17 protein-coding genes are annotated in these 16,663 nt (G+C 48.0%); 11 read left to right on the top strand and 6 right to left on the bottom strand.

What is annotated here, in order from left to right:
- The first annotated feature begins 82 nt into the window (after positions 1–82).
- The 10 genes from CWI76_RS06700 (at position 83) to tldD (ending at position 11,266) form a co-directional block, all read left to right on the top strand.
- Positions 83–601 carry a type II secretion system protein gene (locus CWI76_RS06700; RefSeq protein ID WP_126759575.1) on the top strand — a complete coding sequence of 173 codons (519 nt, stop codon included), beginning with the start codon at positions 83–85 and terminating at the stop codon, positions 599–601.
- A gap of 93 nt (positions 602–694) precedes the next feature.
- Entirely contained in the window at positions 695–1,738 is a 1,044-nt protein-coding gene (locus CWI76_RS06695; RefSeq protein ID WP_092856688.1) for a rod shape-determining protein, read from the top strand.
- 8 nt (positions 1,739–1,746) lie between these two features.
- Complete coding sequence (gene mreC, locus CWI76_RS06690) at positions 1,747–2,619, top strand: rod shape-determining protein MreC (protein ID WP_126759574.1); 873 nt, start codon at positions 1,747–1,749, stop codon at positions 2,617–2,619.
- Positions 2,609–3,091 (top strand): rod shape-determining protein MreD, encoded by a 483-nt coding sequence (gene mreD, locus CWI76_RS06685; protein WP_241967980.1) that lies wholly within the window; start codon positions 2,609–2,611, stop codon positions 3,089–3,091. The genes mreC and mreD overlap by 11 nt, the downstream gene beginning before the upstream one ends.
- Positions 3,081–3,656: a Maf family protein gene (locus tag CWI76_RS06680; RefSeq protein WP_126759573.1), complete on the top strand. Its 576-nt coding sequence runs from the start codon at positions 3,081–3,083 to the stop codon at positions 3,654–3,656. Before mreD ends, CWI76_RS06680 begins: the two co-directional genes overlap by 11 nt.
- Positions 3,653–5,122, top strand: coding sequence for a ribonuclease G (gene rng, locus CWI76_RS06675; protein WP_126759572.1), 1,470 nt, complete (start codon positions 3,653–3,655; stop codon positions 5,120–5,122). Before CWI76_RS06680 ends, rng begins: the two co-directional genes overlap by 4 nt.
- Before the next feature lie 2 nt (positions 5,123–5,124).
- Entirely contained in the window at positions 5,125–6,192 is a 1,068-nt protein-coding gene (locus CWI76_RS06670) for a YhdP family protein (protein WP_126759571.1), read from the top strand.
- A complete protein-coding gene (locus tag CWI76_RS06665) occupies positions 6,093–9,059 on the top strand; it encodes a YhdP family protein (RefSeq protein ID WP_157980814.1) in 2,967 nt (988 codons plus the stop codon). The genes CWI76_RS06670 and CWI76_RS06665 overlap by 100 nt, the downstream gene beginning before the upstream one ends.
- Positions 8,968–9,840 (top strand): carbon-nitrogen hydrolase family protein, encoded by an 873-nt coding sequence (locus CWI76_RS06660; protein WP_241967979.1) that lies wholly within the window; start codon positions 8,968–8,970, stop codon positions 9,838–9,840. Before CWI76_RS06665 ends, CWI76_RS06660 begins: the two co-directional genes overlap by 92 nt.
- Positions 9,821–11,266: a metalloprotease TldD gene (gene tldD / locus CWI76_RS06655; RefSeq protein WP_126759569.1), complete on the top strand. Its 1,446-nt coding sequence runs from the start codon at positions 9,821–9,823 to the stop codon at positions 11,264–11,266. Before CWI76_RS06660 ends, tldD begins: the two co-directional genes overlap by 20 nt.
- On the opposite strand, the gene yjgA is transcribed toward tldD, so the two are convergent.
- Entirely contained in the window at positions 11,263–11,766 is a 504-nt protein-coding gene (gene yjgA, locus CWI76_RS06650; RefSeq protein ID WP_126759568.1) for a ribosome biogenesis factor YjgA, read from the bottom strand. The two genes, tldD and yjgA, sit on opposite strands and share 4 nt — an antisense overlap.
- 220 nt (positions 11,767–11,986) lie before the next feature.
- Between yjgA and pmbA the strand changes: the two genes are divergently transcribed.
- Positions 11,987–13,333, top strand: coding sequence for a metalloprotease PmbA (pmbA, locus tag CWI76_RS06645; RefSeq protein ID WP_126759567.1), 1,347 nt, complete (start codon positions 11,987–11,989; stop codon positions 13,331–13,333).
- Here the strand turns inward: pmbA and mgtE are convergent.
- The 5 genes from mgtE to hpf are packed head-to-tail and all read right to left on the bottom strand — an operon-like array spanning position 13,330 to position 16,638.
- On the bottom strand, positions 13,330–14,691 hold the full coding sequence (gene mgtE, locus CWI76_RS06640; protein ID WP_126759566.1) for a magnesium transporter: 1,362 nt from the start codon (positions 14,689–14,691) through the stop codon (positions 13,330–13,332). The genes pmbA and mgtE overlap by 4 nt on opposite strands.
- Before the next feature lie 36 nt (positions 14,692–14,727).
- Positions 14,728–15,006 (bottom strand): HPr family phosphocarrier protein, encoded by a 279-nt coding sequence (locus tag CWI76_RS06635; protein WP_126759565.1) that lies wholly within the window; start codon positions 15,004–15,006, stop codon positions 14,728–14,730.
- 24 nt (positions 15,007–15,030) lie between these two features.
- A complete protein-coding gene (rapZ, locus tag CWI76_RS06630; RefSeq protein ID WP_126759564.1) occupies positions 15,031–15,888 on the bottom strand; it encodes an RNase adapter RapZ in 858 nt (285 codons plus the stop codon).
- A gap of 12 nt (positions 15,889–15,900) precedes the next feature.
- On the bottom strand, positions 15,901–16,347 hold the full coding sequence (ptsN, locus tag CWI76_RS06625) for a PTS IIA-like nitrogen regulatory protein PtsN (RefSeq protein ID WP_126759563.1): 447 nt from the start codon (positions 16,345–16,347) through the stop codon (positions 15,901–15,903).
- Positions 16,348–16,350: 3 nt separating this feature from the next.
- On the bottom strand, positions 16,351–16,638 hold the full coding sequence (gene hpf, locus CWI76_RS06620) for a ribosome hibernation promoting factor (protein WP_092856647.1): 288 nt from the start codon (positions 16,636–16,638) through the stop codon (positions 16,351–16,353).
- Between the last annotated feature and the right edge of the window lie 25 nt (positions 16,639–16,663).

Here is a 16,663-nt window from a genome sequence, read left to right as displayed (position 1 = left end):
TGTTCTGTATACTACACTTTTTTCGTTTACACTGCATAAATTGTTCGCCCAAAATGATTAACGACAAAGAGCTGACGAAATCATGCTATTACGTCCGACAAGGCACCGTGTAATTGTAAATAATCAGCAAGGTTTCACGCTTGTTGAGCTGATTATTGTTATTGTATTGGTCGGTATTTTGGCCGTAACTGCAGGCCCTCGAATTTTTGGTTCGGGTAGCGTCGATCAGGTTGTAACCGAACGTCAACTTTTAAGCTTGTTGCGTTTACAACAGCAGCAAGCCATGCAGGATGTTGTCAATCGGTGTTATGGCGTGACATTAAATAGCGCCGAAGTGATACCGTACGACTGTGGCCAACCCGTTGATAACGCGCGTATTGTTGCCCTGCCTGCTGAAAACACCTTGTCGATAGTTTCTGCCTTGCCAAACGCAGCGACGGGGTTTCGGTTCAATGCGCTAGGGTGTCCGGTTTCAACGGGGCATGCAACCACTGCCGAGAACTGCGGTCAAAGTGCAGTAGAATTACAAATAAATGGCGCGAATGCTCGCAGTGTTTGCGTTCAAAGCCAAGGGTACATACGAGTGGGAAGTTGCAGTTAATATACACGGTATAACGCTTGCCCGCACGGTGTCAGCTTGGTAAAGTTACACAGTTTTCAGTCCACCAAATTACGAGTAAGGGAACATCCCCTCATGTTTAAGAAGTTACGCGGCATCTTCTCCAACGATCTATCGATCGACTTGGGTACAGCAAACACACTAATTTATGTGAAAGACGAAGGTATTGTCTTGAATGAACCTTCGGTTGTAGCGATTCGTCAAGAACGCTCAGGTGGTCCTAAGAGTGTTGCTGCTGTTGGTCAAGCAGCAAAACAAATGCTTGGTCGAACGCCTGGCAATATAAAAGCCATCCGCCCAATGAAAGATGGTGTAATTGCAGATTTTTACGTGACTGAAAAAATGCTGCAGCACTTTATTAAGAAAGTGCACGACAGCCATTATTTCCGCCCAAGCCCGCGTGTTTTAGTGTGTGTGCCATGTGGTTCAACTCAAGTTGAACGTCGCGCCATTCGTGAATCTGCGCTCGGTGCTGGCGCCCGTGAGGTGTACCTGATTGATGAGCCAATGGCCGCTGCAATCGGTGCTGGGCTTCCGGTTTCGGAGCCAACCGGTTCAATGGTCGTCGATATTGGTGGTGGCACAACAGAAGTTGCGATTATCTCACTGAATGGTGTGGTGTATTCGTCATCGGTGCGAATTGGTGGTGACAAGTTTGACGAAGCTATCGTGAATTATATTCGTCGTAACTTCGGTTCATTGATTGGTGAAGCAACAGCTGAGCGCATTAAACATGAAATTGGCTCAGCGTTCCCAGGTGAAGAAGTTCGCGAAATTGAAGTGCGAGGCCGAAATCTAGCTGAAGGTGTACCACGCTCATTTACACTTAACAGCAATGAAATTTTAGAAGCACTGCAAGAACCGCTGATGGGTATTGTCAGTGCCGTTATGGTTGCATTAGAACAATCACCTCCAGAGTTGGCATCTGATATTTCTGAGCGTGGCATGGTGTTAACCGGTGGTGGTGCGCTATTGCGTGATCTTGACCGACTGCTCATGGAAGAAACTGGAATTCCAGTGATTGTTGCTGATGACCCGCTGACTTGTGTTGCTCGTGGCGGTGGTAAAGCACTCGAAATGATCGACATGCACGGCGGTGACCTCTTCAGTTATGAGTAAGCGACATTATGAAGTCGCTTTTTGAACGAGGGCCAACCCTTCTTACACGACTCGTATTGGCGCTATTATGCGCCGGTACGTTGATGTTTCTCGACCACCGGCTGAACACCATGCAGCCGGTGCGTTCGTTTTTATCGACCCTTGTTGCTCCCGTTCAATATCTTGCCGTGTTACCTGAGCAAGTGCTCGATCGCTTGGTTTACTTATCCACAACTCGCACCACATTGCGCGAAGAAAACAAAGCCTTAAAACAAGAGCTGCAAGAATTGCAAATGGCCGTGCAGCGACTCAACTTCTTAGAAAATGAGAATGACAGACTACGTCAATTATTAGGTTCAGATATTCGCCAAGCAAGTCGACGCATGGCGGCGGAAGTTGTCGCCGTAGCAACCGACCCATTTTCACACCAAGTTGTGATCAATAAAGGTAGTGTCAACGGCGTTTATGAAGGTCAACCGGTACTGGATAATCGCGGTATTTTGGGTCAGGTGATGAGTGTCGGGCGCGGCACCGCTCGTGTTTTACTGATTTCCGATCAGAGCCATGCGTTGCCATTGCGAGCAGAGCGCAACGACATTCGCGTGTTAGCGCGAGGCACCGGCGATTTGCAACGTCTGGAATTAATGTTTATTCCACATTCAAGTGAACTTGAAGTGGGTGACAAATTAATGTCATCGGGGCTTGGTGGTGTTTATCCAGAAGGCTACCCCGTTGCCGAAATTACCCAGATTGACCGTAATGAGCGGCTACAGTATGCCCGCGTTACAGCGCGACCTTTTGCACAACTCGATCGTATTCGTACGGTGTTACTCCTTTGGCCGCCTAGTGCAACGGAGCAACCGGTTTACGACGATACGAAGGGGGCTGATAATGTGGATTAAATCCGGTTTATTACCGCTTCTTGTCAGTTATCTTGTTGCTTTGGTTTTGATGGTTATGCCAATGCCAACGTTTCTTGAAGCATGGCGGCCAGATTGGCTCAGCTTGGTCATTATTTACTGGGTGATGGCGCTACCACACCGTGTCGGTATGGGCACAGTGCTCGTGCTTGGGCTGATTGCTGATATTCTCATGGGCTCGGTTTTTGGCATTTATGCAACCGCCTTATTGATTATGGCTTATCCAGCAATTCGTCATTTTCAACGTATTCGCAATTATTCCTTTACCCAACAAGCATTCGTGGTGGCGGTTTTAATCCTCGTGAAGCGGGTTATCGTTTACGAGCTTGAGCACGTGCTCAACGATGCAGTTTTCAATTTTGCTTATTTATATCCGGTACTTTCGTCAGCTATCGCCTGGCCGTGGGTATACTTAATTTTGCGGAAATACCGGAGGCATTACCTTGTTCGCTAATGAACTTGTATTAGCTTCGGGCTCTCCGCGTCGCCAAGAGTTACTTAAACTACTCGACAGACCGTTTTCAGTGGTGATACCAAATGTACCAGAAGAACGCGCTGCGAATGAGTCGGCAACGAGTTATGTGCAACGTTTAGCGCTAACGAAGGCGCGTGCTGGGGCTAAACTAGCGCAGCCGAACAGCCTTGTGTTGGGCGCTGACACGATTGTCGTTTGTGACGACGAGGTTCTCGAGAAGCCGCGCAATTTCGAGCACTTTGTTGCCATGATGAGACGCTTATCGGGGCGCAGCCATTTTGCAATCACCGCCGTTGCTGCGGTGCTAGGCGCCAAGGAAAAAGTGGTAATCAGCCAAGCTGAGGTCACTTTTAAAGAGCTTAGCGACGAGGACATCGACCACTATTGGCAATCAGGTGAGCCGCAAGATAAAGCCGGTGGTTATGGTATCCAAGGGCGTGCATCAAAATTCGTGACACATCTTAACGGCAGTTATTTTGCCGTAGTTGGTTTACCGATGTATGAAACGGAACATCTTATTCAAACCATTGAGGGGCGCGTATGAGTGCAGAAATTTTAATGAACGTCACGCCCACCGAAACTCGCGTTGCGCTGATTGAAAACGGTATTTTGCAAGAAATTCATATCGAGCGCCAAGCGAAGCGTGGCTTAGTCGGCAATATTTATGTCGGAAAAGTGTCACGTGTGCTGCCTGGCATGCAAGCGGCATTTATTGATATTGGTTTAGATAAAGCGGCATTTTTACATGCGTCAGATATCGTCACGCAACTTGAACAAGCTGAGGGAATTGCTCGGGGTACCATGCCTGCTGCAGATATTGCGCAATTGGTGCGTCCTGGCCAAAAAATATTAGTGCAAGTAGTCAAAGACCCACTCGGTACTAAAGGCGCTCGGTTAACTACTGATATTACGATTCCTTCTCGCTACATGGTACTGATGCCGCAATCACCACATGTGGGTATTTCACAACGCATTGAAGATGAAAAAGAACGGAACCGACTGAAGCAAGCGGCGATGCCCTATTGCGATGACGAGGGTGGGTTTATTGTTCGCACCGCAGCTGAAGGCGCGAGCGACGATGAATTGCAGCGTGATGCCAAGTTTTTACGACGCCTGTGGGATACCATTCAAAAGCGTCGTAAAGGCATGCGCAATATCGGTTTGGTATACGAAGATCTCAATCTCTCGTGTCGAATCCTGAGAGATTTCGTCGGTGAGCAAATTGAACGAATTCGGGTCGATTCGCGCGTCACCTTCGACTTGTTGAGTGAATTTGTGAAAGAATTTATTCCAGAGTTAAGCAATGCGTTGGAATATTATGCGGGGGAGCGGCCGATTTTCGACTTGTTTGATGTCGAGAATGAAGTTCAGCGGGCGCTCGACCGAAAGGTGGAATTGAAGTCAGGCGGCTCGATAATTATCGACCAAACCGAAGCGATGACGACGATTGATATCAACACTGGCGGCTTTGTCGGTCATCGCAACCTCGAAGAAACTATTTTCAATACCAATATTGAAGCGACTCAAGCAATTGCTCGCCAACTACGTTTACGCAACTTGGGCGGTATTATCATTATCGATTTTATTGATATGCAAAATGCCGATCACCGTCGCCGTGTGCTGCATAGTTTGGAACAGGCGCTCGGGAAAGACCGTGCCAAAACCTCGATAAACGGTTTTACATCGCTTGGCTTGGTGGAAATGACGCGTAAGCGCACCCGCGAAAGCCTAGAGCATGTACTATGCTCAGAGTGTCCGGTATGTGGTGGACGTGGCTCAATGAAGACGGTTGAAACGGTGTGTTACGAAGTGATGCGCGAAATTGTTCGAGTCAACCGCGCCTATGCAGCCGACCACTTTATGGTTTATGCCTCAACAGCCGTAGCGGACATGCTCTTAAATGAAGAGTCGCATGCCTTGGCAGAGCTCGAGGTTTTTATTGGCAAGCAAGTCAAAGTGCTCGTGGAGCCGTTGTACAACCAAGAGCAGTTTGATGTGGTAATGATGTAATTATGGCGGGTAAGGCGTTCGGGTTTGTCTACCGTACTCTAATATACACTGTAGCAATAGCTTTGGTGCTCTTTGCGCTGCTCATTAGTGGGCTGCGCTATCTGTTACCGCAACTCCCCGATGTAACACAACAAGTTGAAACATTCCTTGCTAGTAATTATGCGACTGAAGTGTCGTTGTCGCAGATTAGTGCGGATTGGGGGCGAAGCGGGCCAGAGTTGATATTGCATGAACTGGTGGTGCGCCCCGATGCCAACAAGGCAACGCGTGTTGAAATTGACGAAGCGCGAGTGTTGATTGATTTTTGGGCGAGCGCGCGCTCGTTAAGTATTCAATTTGAACGCGTTCAACTCGATGCGATGCGCCTCCATTACGACTTGCGAGATAGTTATGGTGGTAGTACCGACAGCGAATTTAGATTGTCGCCCAATTTAACTAATTTGTTACTCCATCAACTCGATTATATTCAAGTCGCCGACAGTACGCTTGAGTTAGTCAATTTAGTTGGGGTGACCCGAGCAATCGAAATCACCGAATTACGCTGGGTTAATCAACAACAGCGGCACCAAGGTGTTGGTAAGCTGGCGTTTTCGACGGTATCCGATAATACACTCGATATTATCATCGATGTGCAAGGTTCGGACACGAGAGCGCTAAGTGGTCAAGTATACGTGGCTGCCAACCAGTTAGATATTACGCCTTGGGTACAACAGCAAATTATCGACACAGAAATTAAGAAGGCTGCTTTTAACTACAATTTATGGCTCAATTTTAAACAGAATCAGTTTACCGATGGTCTGTTGCAACTGGGTGAACAAGCGCTGATTTGGGAAGTGGATCAGCAGCAACATCAATTACGCATTCCAGGCGGAGAATTAAAGTTACGCCCGTACCGTAACGGCTGGCGCGTCAATTCCAACCCGCTTACTATTGAACATAATCAACGCAGTTGGACGTTGCCAACATTTAGTTGGGAGCACCAACCACCACCGCCGTCAGCGTCGATGATTTACCATTATCGCCGATGCTTGAATTACTCAATTTGTTCGGTAGCCAAGGGGCGCAAGTAAGTGAACAATTTGCAGAACGCGATACACAAGGTCTTATCGATGTCGTTTACGAGAGTGATATCGATGACGGCGCTCGCTGGTTCGCACGGGGCGAGGCCTTAAGTTGGGGACAGTTTGCCGGTGTGCCAGGCTTAAGTAACGTGAATTTGCGCCTGCGGGGCATTGATAATCAGTTGCACTGGCAGTTAGATGGTGAAAATGCGTCATTTATCAGCCGTGCTTTAGACTACGATGATCCTTGGCCATTATCGAAAGTGGCTTTATCTGGACAGTTTCTATGGTTCGAGGATGGTGATTGGCAGTTACGTGTTGCCCCACAAAGTGAATTGCACTTGGATGGTCTAGAAATAGGCCTTGCGGCAACGCTGACCCCGAGTGAAAGATCCGTACACGTTGACGCCGTAGCGAAGAGCTTGAATCAGCAACCTATTGATGCTGAGGTATTACGCCGTCATTTACCCGTGGTGATGGGTGACAATTTACATGATTACTTGAGTGTTGCCCTTCAAGACGGTCAAGCGCAAGATTTAGCGATGGTTTGGCGCGGTGCTGTTGAGCACTTTCCGTATCACGATAATCAAGGGTTATTCGAAGCACGAGCTCGTATTACCGAGTTGAATTATAAATTTCAACCAAATTGGCGACCAATTTATGACGCAACCGCGGTGGTTAACTTTCGTAACGAACGGATGCATATTACTGCCACTGATGGCTTACTAGGCAATATTGCCATTGCTCAAGCGGATGTCGTGTTACCGGATTTATTAGCACGTGAACAAGCTCGCTTAGATATCTCGGCTACGATTTCCGGTAACGCCAATGAGCTAAAACCTATCTTTGATGAAAGTCCATTGGCCAACTCTTTGGGCGCCACGTTTAGCGAACTTCAGTTAAGTGGTCCAATAGCGAGCGAATTAGAGTTAACTATTCCGCTGGTGAATTCAGCTGACGTTGTCGCACAGGGATATGCGCAACTGGACGATGTGACGATGTATGTTCGAGGTTTAAACGAGAACTTTCGTAATGTACATGGGCGTGTGAACTTTCGAAATGATGTTATCGATGCGCAAGATCTCATCATGACCTGGCGGGGCTTCCCACTTCAAGCAACGTTAAACAGCGCGCAGCGCGAAGATGATTATTTTGTTGAAGTAGATGCCAGCGGCACGTGGGAACTCGACGAATTTGCCCCGCTTACGGCCGGGGAAATGCCGTGGCAGGCAGACTTCAACTTAAGTTTACCAAAGGACGGCGGCTATTCGTTCCGCTGGCAGCAAACTGCCGATTTACAACCTGTCGCAATAAACGTGCCGGCGCCGTTATCAAAAGCTGCAGATGAATCGGAACAGCTAGAACTGAGTGTATCGGGAAGCGAAGACAGTATTTTGGTAAATGCTGAGCTCGGTGAAAAAATGATGCTCGAATTGCAATTCGATGGTGGCGCGGAAGTTTTGCAGTCAGGTTACGCAAGAATTGGAAGGGTATTAACGCGGGCACCCAATCCGAACGTTTTGCGGCTCAATCCAACCTTTACCGTTGAAGCAAATATGCCGCCAAGTGATGTAGCGGTTTGGCTTGAGAAATATCATCATTTGCAAAGCTTTCTCCCTGAAGGCTCAGGTGAAAGCGAGCTAGCGCAGCTATTGCGTCCTGATTACGTTCAACTGATCAGTCCACAACTGAGTTATGGTGACTTGTTACTTAATGACGTGACGGTTGTTGGCTGGCCGGAGCAGGATCGTTGGCGCGCAAGAATCGATTCGCAACAAGTCATCACGGATGTCGAGTGGCGATTGGCAACAGCCAACAGCGAGAGATCTCGTTCTCAGCTCGTATTCGATGCCGAGTTTATTGAGTTGCATGGTAAACGACCGAAAGAAGTGATCGATGAGACATCACCTTTCGAAGAAATTAGTTTGCCTCGAAGCTTCGCGAAACTGCCTGATATCTACCTGACCTGCAAGCGTTGCCGTTATGATATCTATGATTTGGGTGAAGTGAGTCTTCACTTGCGTGGTGAAGATAAGTTACTCGAGTTGGTTGATTTCAATGCACAACATCGCAACCATACACTGAAGGCGAGTGGCACATGGGCGCTGGAAACAGAAACGCAGCATCCGCAAACGCGCATTTTTGGGGAGTTTACCTCACCAGATTTTGGCGAGTTTTTGGAGAATTATGAGTTCACATCAATGGTTCGCGATAGTAATGCAACTATCGCTTTTGATTTGAGTTATTTGGGGGCGCCACAACAGATACAAGCAACTTCACTCAATGGCACGGTAAATTGGAGACTGGGTCAAGGATATCTGAATGAGGTGAGTGATCGTGGCGCTCGATTGTTCTCACTTTTGAGTCTCGATAGTATTTTGCGAAAACTTCGTTTCGATTTTCGTGATGTTTTCGCCAATGGCTTGTTCTACACCAATTTCAGTGGTGACTTTAATATCGTTAACGGAATTGTCTCTACCGAAAACACGCAGCTTAATGGCGCAGCAGGCGACATGGAGGTTAAAGGGCAAACCAACCTGATGACGCGCACGCTGGATTATGATCTGCAATTTGTACCAAAGGTCACTTCGAGCTTACCGGTTATTTTAGCGTGGATGATTAATCCACCATCAGGACTCGCTGCTTTGGTCATTGATCGAATGTTGCATGATGCGAAAGTCATTAGCCGTCTCGAATATAAAATTTCAGGGACAATGGACGAGCCTCTAATCGAAGAGATCGCGCGAGATAGCCGCGATGCGCCAATTCCACCGGAGGTGCAAAATGAACCAGAATCTGAACAACAGCCAAGTTCAACTGACGGCGCTGCAAATGACGAGCAGCCCGCATCCGCAACAGAACCTACAGGAAATTGAGCAGCAGCTAAAAACGCTACCTGATTTTCGTCCGCAACTCGTGGTATTGCCTGAAGCAAGCTTATGTTTTGGGGCCGGCGACAAGCGGCAACGAGAGCTCGCCGAGCTTCCTGGCGATGGTCCCATGCAACAAGGTCTCGCCGAGTTAGCTAAACGTTACAATATCTGGCTAGTTGGTGGCACTATTCCGCTAATCGACTCTCCAGAAGATAAGAAATTCAGCGCCGCAAGTTTAGTATTTAATCCGCAAGGTGCATGCGTTGCTCGCTACAATAAAATGCATTTGTTTGATGTTGATGTTGCGGATAACACCAAAAGTTATCGTGAATCCAATTGGACTGATGCGGGTGATGCTGTGGTAACCGTTCCAACTGAGTTCGGCACATTGGGGTTAGCGGTATGTTATGATGTGCGCTTTGCAGAGCTGTTTCGTGCGTTAAGAACAGCTGGCGCCGACATTTTGGTATTGCCCTCAGCATTTACCCAAGTGACAGGGCAGGCGCATTGGCATGTTTTGACGCGCGCTCGCGCCATTGAACAGCAATGTTTTGTCGTTGCCTCGGCACAAGCCGGTGAGCACGATAATGGCCGTCAAACCTATGGTCACGCCCTTGTAATTGATGGCTGGGGCCGCATATTAGCTGAAACAGAAACCATGCAACCAAGTATTGCAACAGCCTTGGTTGATACCGCAAGCTTACACAAGATCCGCCAAGATATCCCAGTAGCGGAACACTTCAACCGTAGTAAAAAGGTTTTACATGCAAGCACAGAACGTTGAGCATAACCTGCTTCATCAATACGATTTAGACAGTGATAAACTGCAGCAATCGCTCGCGACGCTCTACACGGGCGCCATCGATTTTGCCGACATCTATTTACAGAGCAGCGTCAATGAATCTTGGGTTTTAGAAGATGGCATTGTGAAAGAAGGGAGCTTCCATATCGAGGCTGGTCTGGGAGTACGCGCAGTACACGGTGAAAAAACTGGCTTTGCATATGCAGATGATATATCGCCGCAAGCCCTTCAAAAAGCCGCTGCAGCCGCTCGAGGTATTAGCTTAGCTGGTGATAATAAACAGGTGAACGCGTTCTCACGGTCAACTGTTGGATTGCGATACCCTGCGGTAAATCCGCTAGCCAGTTTAAACGAACAAGCGAAAATCGAGTTACTCCGCGAAATCGACGCTTATGCTCGAAGTCTTGACTCACGCGTTGTTGAAGTCATTGCCAGCATCAGTGGGAGTTACGATGAAATTCTTGTCGCTGCTACTGATGGCACTTTTGCGACGGATATTCGTCCGTTAGTACGAGTAAACTGCACTGTGCTGGTTGAACATAATGGCCGTCGAGAGCGCGGTAGTGCCGGCGGCGGAGCTCGGGTTGATTACCATTATTTCACTGCCCAAGTTGACGCAACGCCGCGCTGGAAAGCTTATGCGGATGAAGCCGTTCGCCAAGCGCTGGTTAATTTGGAGGCGCGTCCAGCACCAGCCGGAACAATGCCTGTTGTATTAGGCGCCGGCTGGCCGGGCGTGTTGTTACATGAGGCAGTTGGCCATGGCCTTGAAGGTGATTTTAACCGTAAAGGTGCCTCAGCGTATGCCGGCAAGATCGGCGAAATGGTCGCCTCGGAATTGTGCACAATTGTTGATGATGGCACGTTACAAGACCGCCGTGGTTCTTTGGCAATCGACGATGAAGGCACGGAAGCAGGTTATAACGTGCTGATTGAGAAAGGTCGTTTAGTCGGCTACATGCAAGACAAAATGAACGCGCGCTTAATGGGCGTGAATCCAACCGGTAATGGCCGTCGTGAGAGTTACGCCCATTTGCCGATGCCTCGGATGACCACTACGTATATGTTGGCTGGTGAACATGATCCAGAAGAAATTATTCGTAGTGTGAAGCGCGGCATTTATGCACCGCATTTTGCCGGTGGTCAAGTTGATATCACTTCTGGCAAATTCGTCTTCTCAGCATCTGAGGCTTATTTAATTGAGGATGGTAAAATTACCGCCCCAGTTAAAGGTGCAACCCTAATTGGTAATGGCCCTGAAGCCATGCGTCAGGTATCCATGGTTGGGCATGATTTAGCGCTAGATCAAGGTGTTGGTGTGTGTGGAAAAGACGGTCAAAGCGTACCTGTTGGTGTTGGACAACCAACATTGAAATTAGACGCAATGACCGTTGGTGGCACCGATTAAACGGTTGCCACTTCACGTAAATATTTAAACAGTTCGCGTTTTGCCGCAGGCGGCTTATTTTGTTCAGCTTGTTTGTTCGCTTGGCGATAGAGCTGACGCAACTTCTGACGATCGGCGTGCGGGTAGGCATCAATGAACTGCTGAATGGCCTCGTCGCCATTCGCCAAAATAGCATCACGATGTTTCTCAAGTTGATGAAACAACGCATTTTGCTCATGGTGTGAATGCTCAAGTTCGGCTAATGCCTGCTCGATAGGACCAGTATCTCGGTTGCGCATCATTTTACCGATAAGTTGCAACTGGCGACGATAGCCTTCGCGCGTGTTGCGAATACGCTGTGCAAGATGAATAGCATCACGTAGCTCTTCATCGAGAGGAATTTTTGCTAGTTTGCCTTCAGCTAGGCTAACAAGGGTTTCGCCAAGCTGTTGTTGCGCTTCAGCGGCGCGTTTTAATTCAGATTTACTGACGATATCGTCGTCGTGCTCAAATTCGCTCATGGGATGCCTCTGTGGTTTCGAGCGAATTGTACCCGAACACAGCGTATAAATACAAAAGCGTTGTTCGTTGTTCGTTATTCGTTATTCGAAAAAGACAAAACGAAAAAACAAAACACGCCCAACGAAAAGTGTGCAAATTCGTATTCGTACTCTCGAGCGAGATAAACTCACGAATAACGAACAACGAATAACGCTTTCAAAGGTTTTTAAAGGAGATCTAATGATTCCGGATATGAATGAACTTCAAACAGAACTGCACGAAGTGAAACAAGCTGTAGCTGACGCAATCAACTACGCCACACAGCTTGGCGTGAGTGCGGCTGAGTGTGCAATGAGCCGCAGCAGTGGCATTAATGTTGCAACGCGATTGGGTGAAGTTGAGACGGTTGAATTCAATCAGGATGGGGCGCTGGGCATTACCGTATTTCGAGGTCAGCAAAAAGGCTCTTCTTCGACTACAGATTTGACCGCCAAGGCGATTCGTGCAGCGGTGGAAAAGGCCAATGATATTGCTCGCTATACCTCGGAAGACCCTTACGCGGGGTTAGCTCCAGCTGAGTTAATGGCGACCGAAATTCCGGATTTGGACTTGTGTCACCCGGCGGATCAAAGTGCTGAATTTGCCTTAGATCAAGCACTCGCGTGCGAGCAACATGCGCTGCAACTCGACCCTCGAATTGTGAATTCAGATGGTGCCGGATATAGCAGTCATGTTGGCTATCGCGTGTATGGCAATAGTCATGGATTTGTGGCTGGATACTTGCAATCGCGGCATAGTTTGAGTTGCTCGCTCATTGCCAAAAGCGGTGAGGCTATGCAACGCGACTATAGCTATACCGTGGCGCGTCATCGTGACGATTTATGGACGCCTCATCAGGTAGCAGAAGATGCCGTGCAGAGTACGGTGTCGCGTCTAGATGCTCGCAAAATTGCAACCGCAAAAGTACCGGTAATTTTCCGCGCTGATGTTGCGAACAGCTTATTTGGGCATTTAGTGGCAGGAATTAGCGGCGGCAGTTTGTACCGTAAATCGAGCTTTTTGGTGGATCATTTGGGTAAACAAATTCTACCAAGTTGGTTAACTGTGCAGGAGCGGCCGCATTTACGTGGTGCCTTGGCGAGTAGCCCGTTTGATCATGAAGGTTTGGCGACGCATGACCGTGACATTATCAAAGATGGTGTATTGCAAACCTATTTATTGACGAGTTACTCGGCGCGTAAACTTGGTATGAAGCCTACCGGTCACGCTGGTGGTATTCACACTTGGGAAGTTAATCACCAGGTAGAAAACTTGGCAGCATTATGCAAAAAAATGGGCACGGGCTTATTGGTCACTGAACTGATGGGGCAGGGTGTGAATATCGTGAATGGCGATTATTCTCGCGGTGCAGCCGGTTTCTGGGTTGAGAATGGTGAAATCCAATATCCAGTCGAAGAGATCACAATAGCTGGCAACTTAAAGGATATGTTGGCGAATATTGTCGCCATTGCAGGTGACGTAGACGCACGTCATGGCGTTCGTACTGGTTCAGTTTTACTCGAAGAAATGCGAATTGCTGGCGTTTAACCCAGCAATAACGTTGCTGTGCCAAGGAAGGCAAAGATACCGACCACATCGGTGACAGTAGTCAGAATCACACCGCCAGCCAGTGCAGGGTCGATATCAAACTTTTTCAAAATAAGCGGAACAGTGACGCCAGCCAAACCGGCCGCTAATAAGTTGGCCATCATGGCGAACGCGATGATACCGCCGATCACCAAATCTTGTTTCCATAACGCAACGACACCGGCAACTAGAATTGCCCAGATGACACCATTGAGTGCACCAATAGCCAGCTCTTTACCAATCAACCAACGTTGGTTGCTTTGACCGATATGACCAAGAGCCATACCGCGAATGACCAAGGTCAGTGTTTGCGAGCCAGCGATACCGCCCATACTTGGTACAATGGTGTTCAAAATGGCCAAGATTGCCATTTGCGCCAAAATATCTTCAAACATGGAGCTTACCGCTGCAGCCAATAACGCAGTGATCAGGTTGACGCCTAACCAGATACTGCGGCGACGCGTACTTTTAAGAACAGGTGCAAAGGTATCTTCATCGTCGTCTAAACCGGCCATACTTAGCATGGAGTGCTGAGCATCTTCACGAATAATATCGACCACGTCATCGATGGTGATACGACCGAGTAGTCGATTTTCATCGTCAACGACGGGTGCTGAGATCCAGTCTTGGCGTTCGAAAAGCTTCGCGACTTCGGTTTCGTCCATTTCGACGGGAATACCTTGGATATCTTGATCCATCACATCGCTAACGAGCTTGGTTGGATCAACGGTAAGCAAGCGAGTAATGCCAATCTCACCGATAAATTTGTCGTCGCGGTCGACCACATAGAGTTTATCAGTGGCTTCCGGTAATTCACCTTTTAGACGCAGGTAACGCAGTACCACGTCGATGGTAACGTCTGGACGCAGGGTGATAGTGTCGGTATTCATCATACCGCCAGCGGTTTCGTCGGCGTATGACAGGGCTTGTTCGGCTCGATGACGATCTTGCTCGTCCATCGATTTTAGAACTTCTTGATAAATTTGCTCCGGCAGGCCACGTAACACGTAAGCAAGGTCATCGGTATCCATGCCTTCGGTTGCAGCTGCCAATTTCTCTGGCGCCATTTGCCGAATGACGGACTTTTGAACTTCTTCTGAAAGTTCTTCAAGAATATCACCATGCTCGTCAGCATCGACGAGTTGCCAAATAATGGCACGGGCTTTTGGAGGAGAGGATTCGAGTAATAGAGCAACGTCCCATGCTGGGAGGTTGTGCAGTTGCCGACGCGCTTGCACGTACATGCCACGAGCTAACGATTCAGAAACTTCCTGAATACGTTGTTCGGCAAATTCTTTGTCGGCAACTTCAGCTAGCATACAATAAACCCTCAGTGATATGAGAAGTTTACCGCATCATTGCTCTTCATCAAAGCGAGATTCAATTAAGTTTGCAATAGCATCAACTGCTTGACTGGCGTCTTTACCTTCGGCAACGATGTCAATTTCGCGTCCTTGACCACTCGCTAGCAACAGTAGACACATGACACTAGAGGCATCGACGTGTTGTTCACCTTGTACAATAGATACCTGCGCATCAAATTCATGAGTGAGTTTGGCGAGTTTGGTTGCTGCTCGAGCATGGAGACCGAGCTTATTGCGAATGGTCACGGTACGACGAATAACATCAGTCATGGTGTAGCCCTTGGGAAATTCGGTTCAAGGCTTTTTATGACGGCTGGATTCACGGTGCCGTACTTGAACCTTGAATGGTTGTTCAGTGAATCGCTTAGCAAGTTTTTCGGCGATGTACACTGAGCGGTGCTGGCCACCGGTGCAACCGATACCAATAGTTAAGTAGCTTCGGTTACTACGTTGGAAATGTGGTAACCAAGTTTCAAAAAATACTTCCAATTGATGGATGAACTTCGTCACGAGCGGTTGTTGCTCAAAAAAATGTTGTACCGCCGGATCGTTGCCGGTTAACGGTTTGAGCTCAGGAACCCAGTGAGGATTTGGTAATATTCGCGCATCGAAGGCATAATCTAAATCGGGCGGTAGACCATATTTGTAGCCAAATGACTGGAATACAACAATTAATCGAGAAGCCGCTTTGCCAAGCACACGTTCGGAAACCTGTTCGCTAAGTTGGTGAACACTGAGATCACTACTATCAATTCGCCATGTCGCACGCTCCGCTAAAGGCTCGAGCATGGCCGCTTCTGCTGCTAACGCATCGGCGAGAGGCATTTCCTTCTGCGATAACGGGTGTAATCGACGCGTTTCGCCAAAGCGGCGGAGCAAAATCGCTTCTGATGAATCGATGTAGAGAATCTCAGGCTTAACTTTGCTCGGCAAAAAATCGAGCGCTTCGGTCAGTTCGCTTTGGTCCGCAGGAAGGTTTCGAACATCAACACTGACAGCAACTTTATCGTATTGATCAATCACCGCATGCACCAATGTGGGCATTAATGTGATTGGTAAATTATCGACACAGTAATAGCCGAGATCTTCAAGAACTCTCAGCGCAATAGTTTTCCCTGAGCCTGATCGGCCTGTGACAATAATCAGTTGCATGTCGTTATCTACTTAACCCGTGAACAGGTCGTATAATTCTTGATCGCTATGGGCATCACGTAAAGCCCGCGTGCAATTTTTATCATTTAATCGCTGCGCCACTGACGCGAGTGTTTGTAAATGTTGTTCGTGCTGATCTTCAGGAACCAGCAAAGCAAAAATGATATCCACCGGTTGATTGTCTATCGCATCAAAATCGATAGGTGTTGACAGAGTAATCAATATTGCAACCGGTTTGTTGGCGCTTGCTAACCTGCCATGAGGTATCGCAACGCCCATCCCAATACCGGTGCTACCAAGCCGCTCGCGATTAAGCAGGCTCTCAAAAACATCGAAGCTGGTGGTGCCAGACAGACGAGGGGCGGCCATTTGACCAATGAGCTCAAGTACTTTCTTTTTACTTGAGCCGTCGACTGCACAGCGTGTGCAGTCGGGGCTTAACAAGGTGGATAAATCCATGATTTAGTGACGTTTCATCTTTTCTTTATGTTTAATAACCTGCCGATCGAGTTTGTCGATCAACCCGTCTATGGCGGCATACATATCTTGGTGCTCTGAATCTGCGAAAATTTCGCCGCCATTCAAATGCAGCGTAGCTTCCGCTTTTTGCGTCAACTTTTCAACATTTAAAATGACATGGACGTTGTTTATGTGGTCAAAATGTCGCTCGAGTTTACTAAATTTGCTATCGACGTACTCGCGTAATGCGTCAGTGATTTCTACGTGATGACCAGTCAGATTAATTTGCATAACATCTTCCTTCTGTTGTCCAAGA

Source organism: Pseudidiomarina marina (assembly GCF_003987045.1).
GTDB classification, from domain to species: Bacteria; Pseudomonadota; Gammaproteobacteria; order Enterobacterales; family Alteromonadaceae; genus Pseudidiomarina; species Pseudidiomarina marina.
The sequence above is the reverse complement of the archived record's forward strand: the minus strand, read 5'-3'. Positions and strand labels throughout refer to the sequence as shown.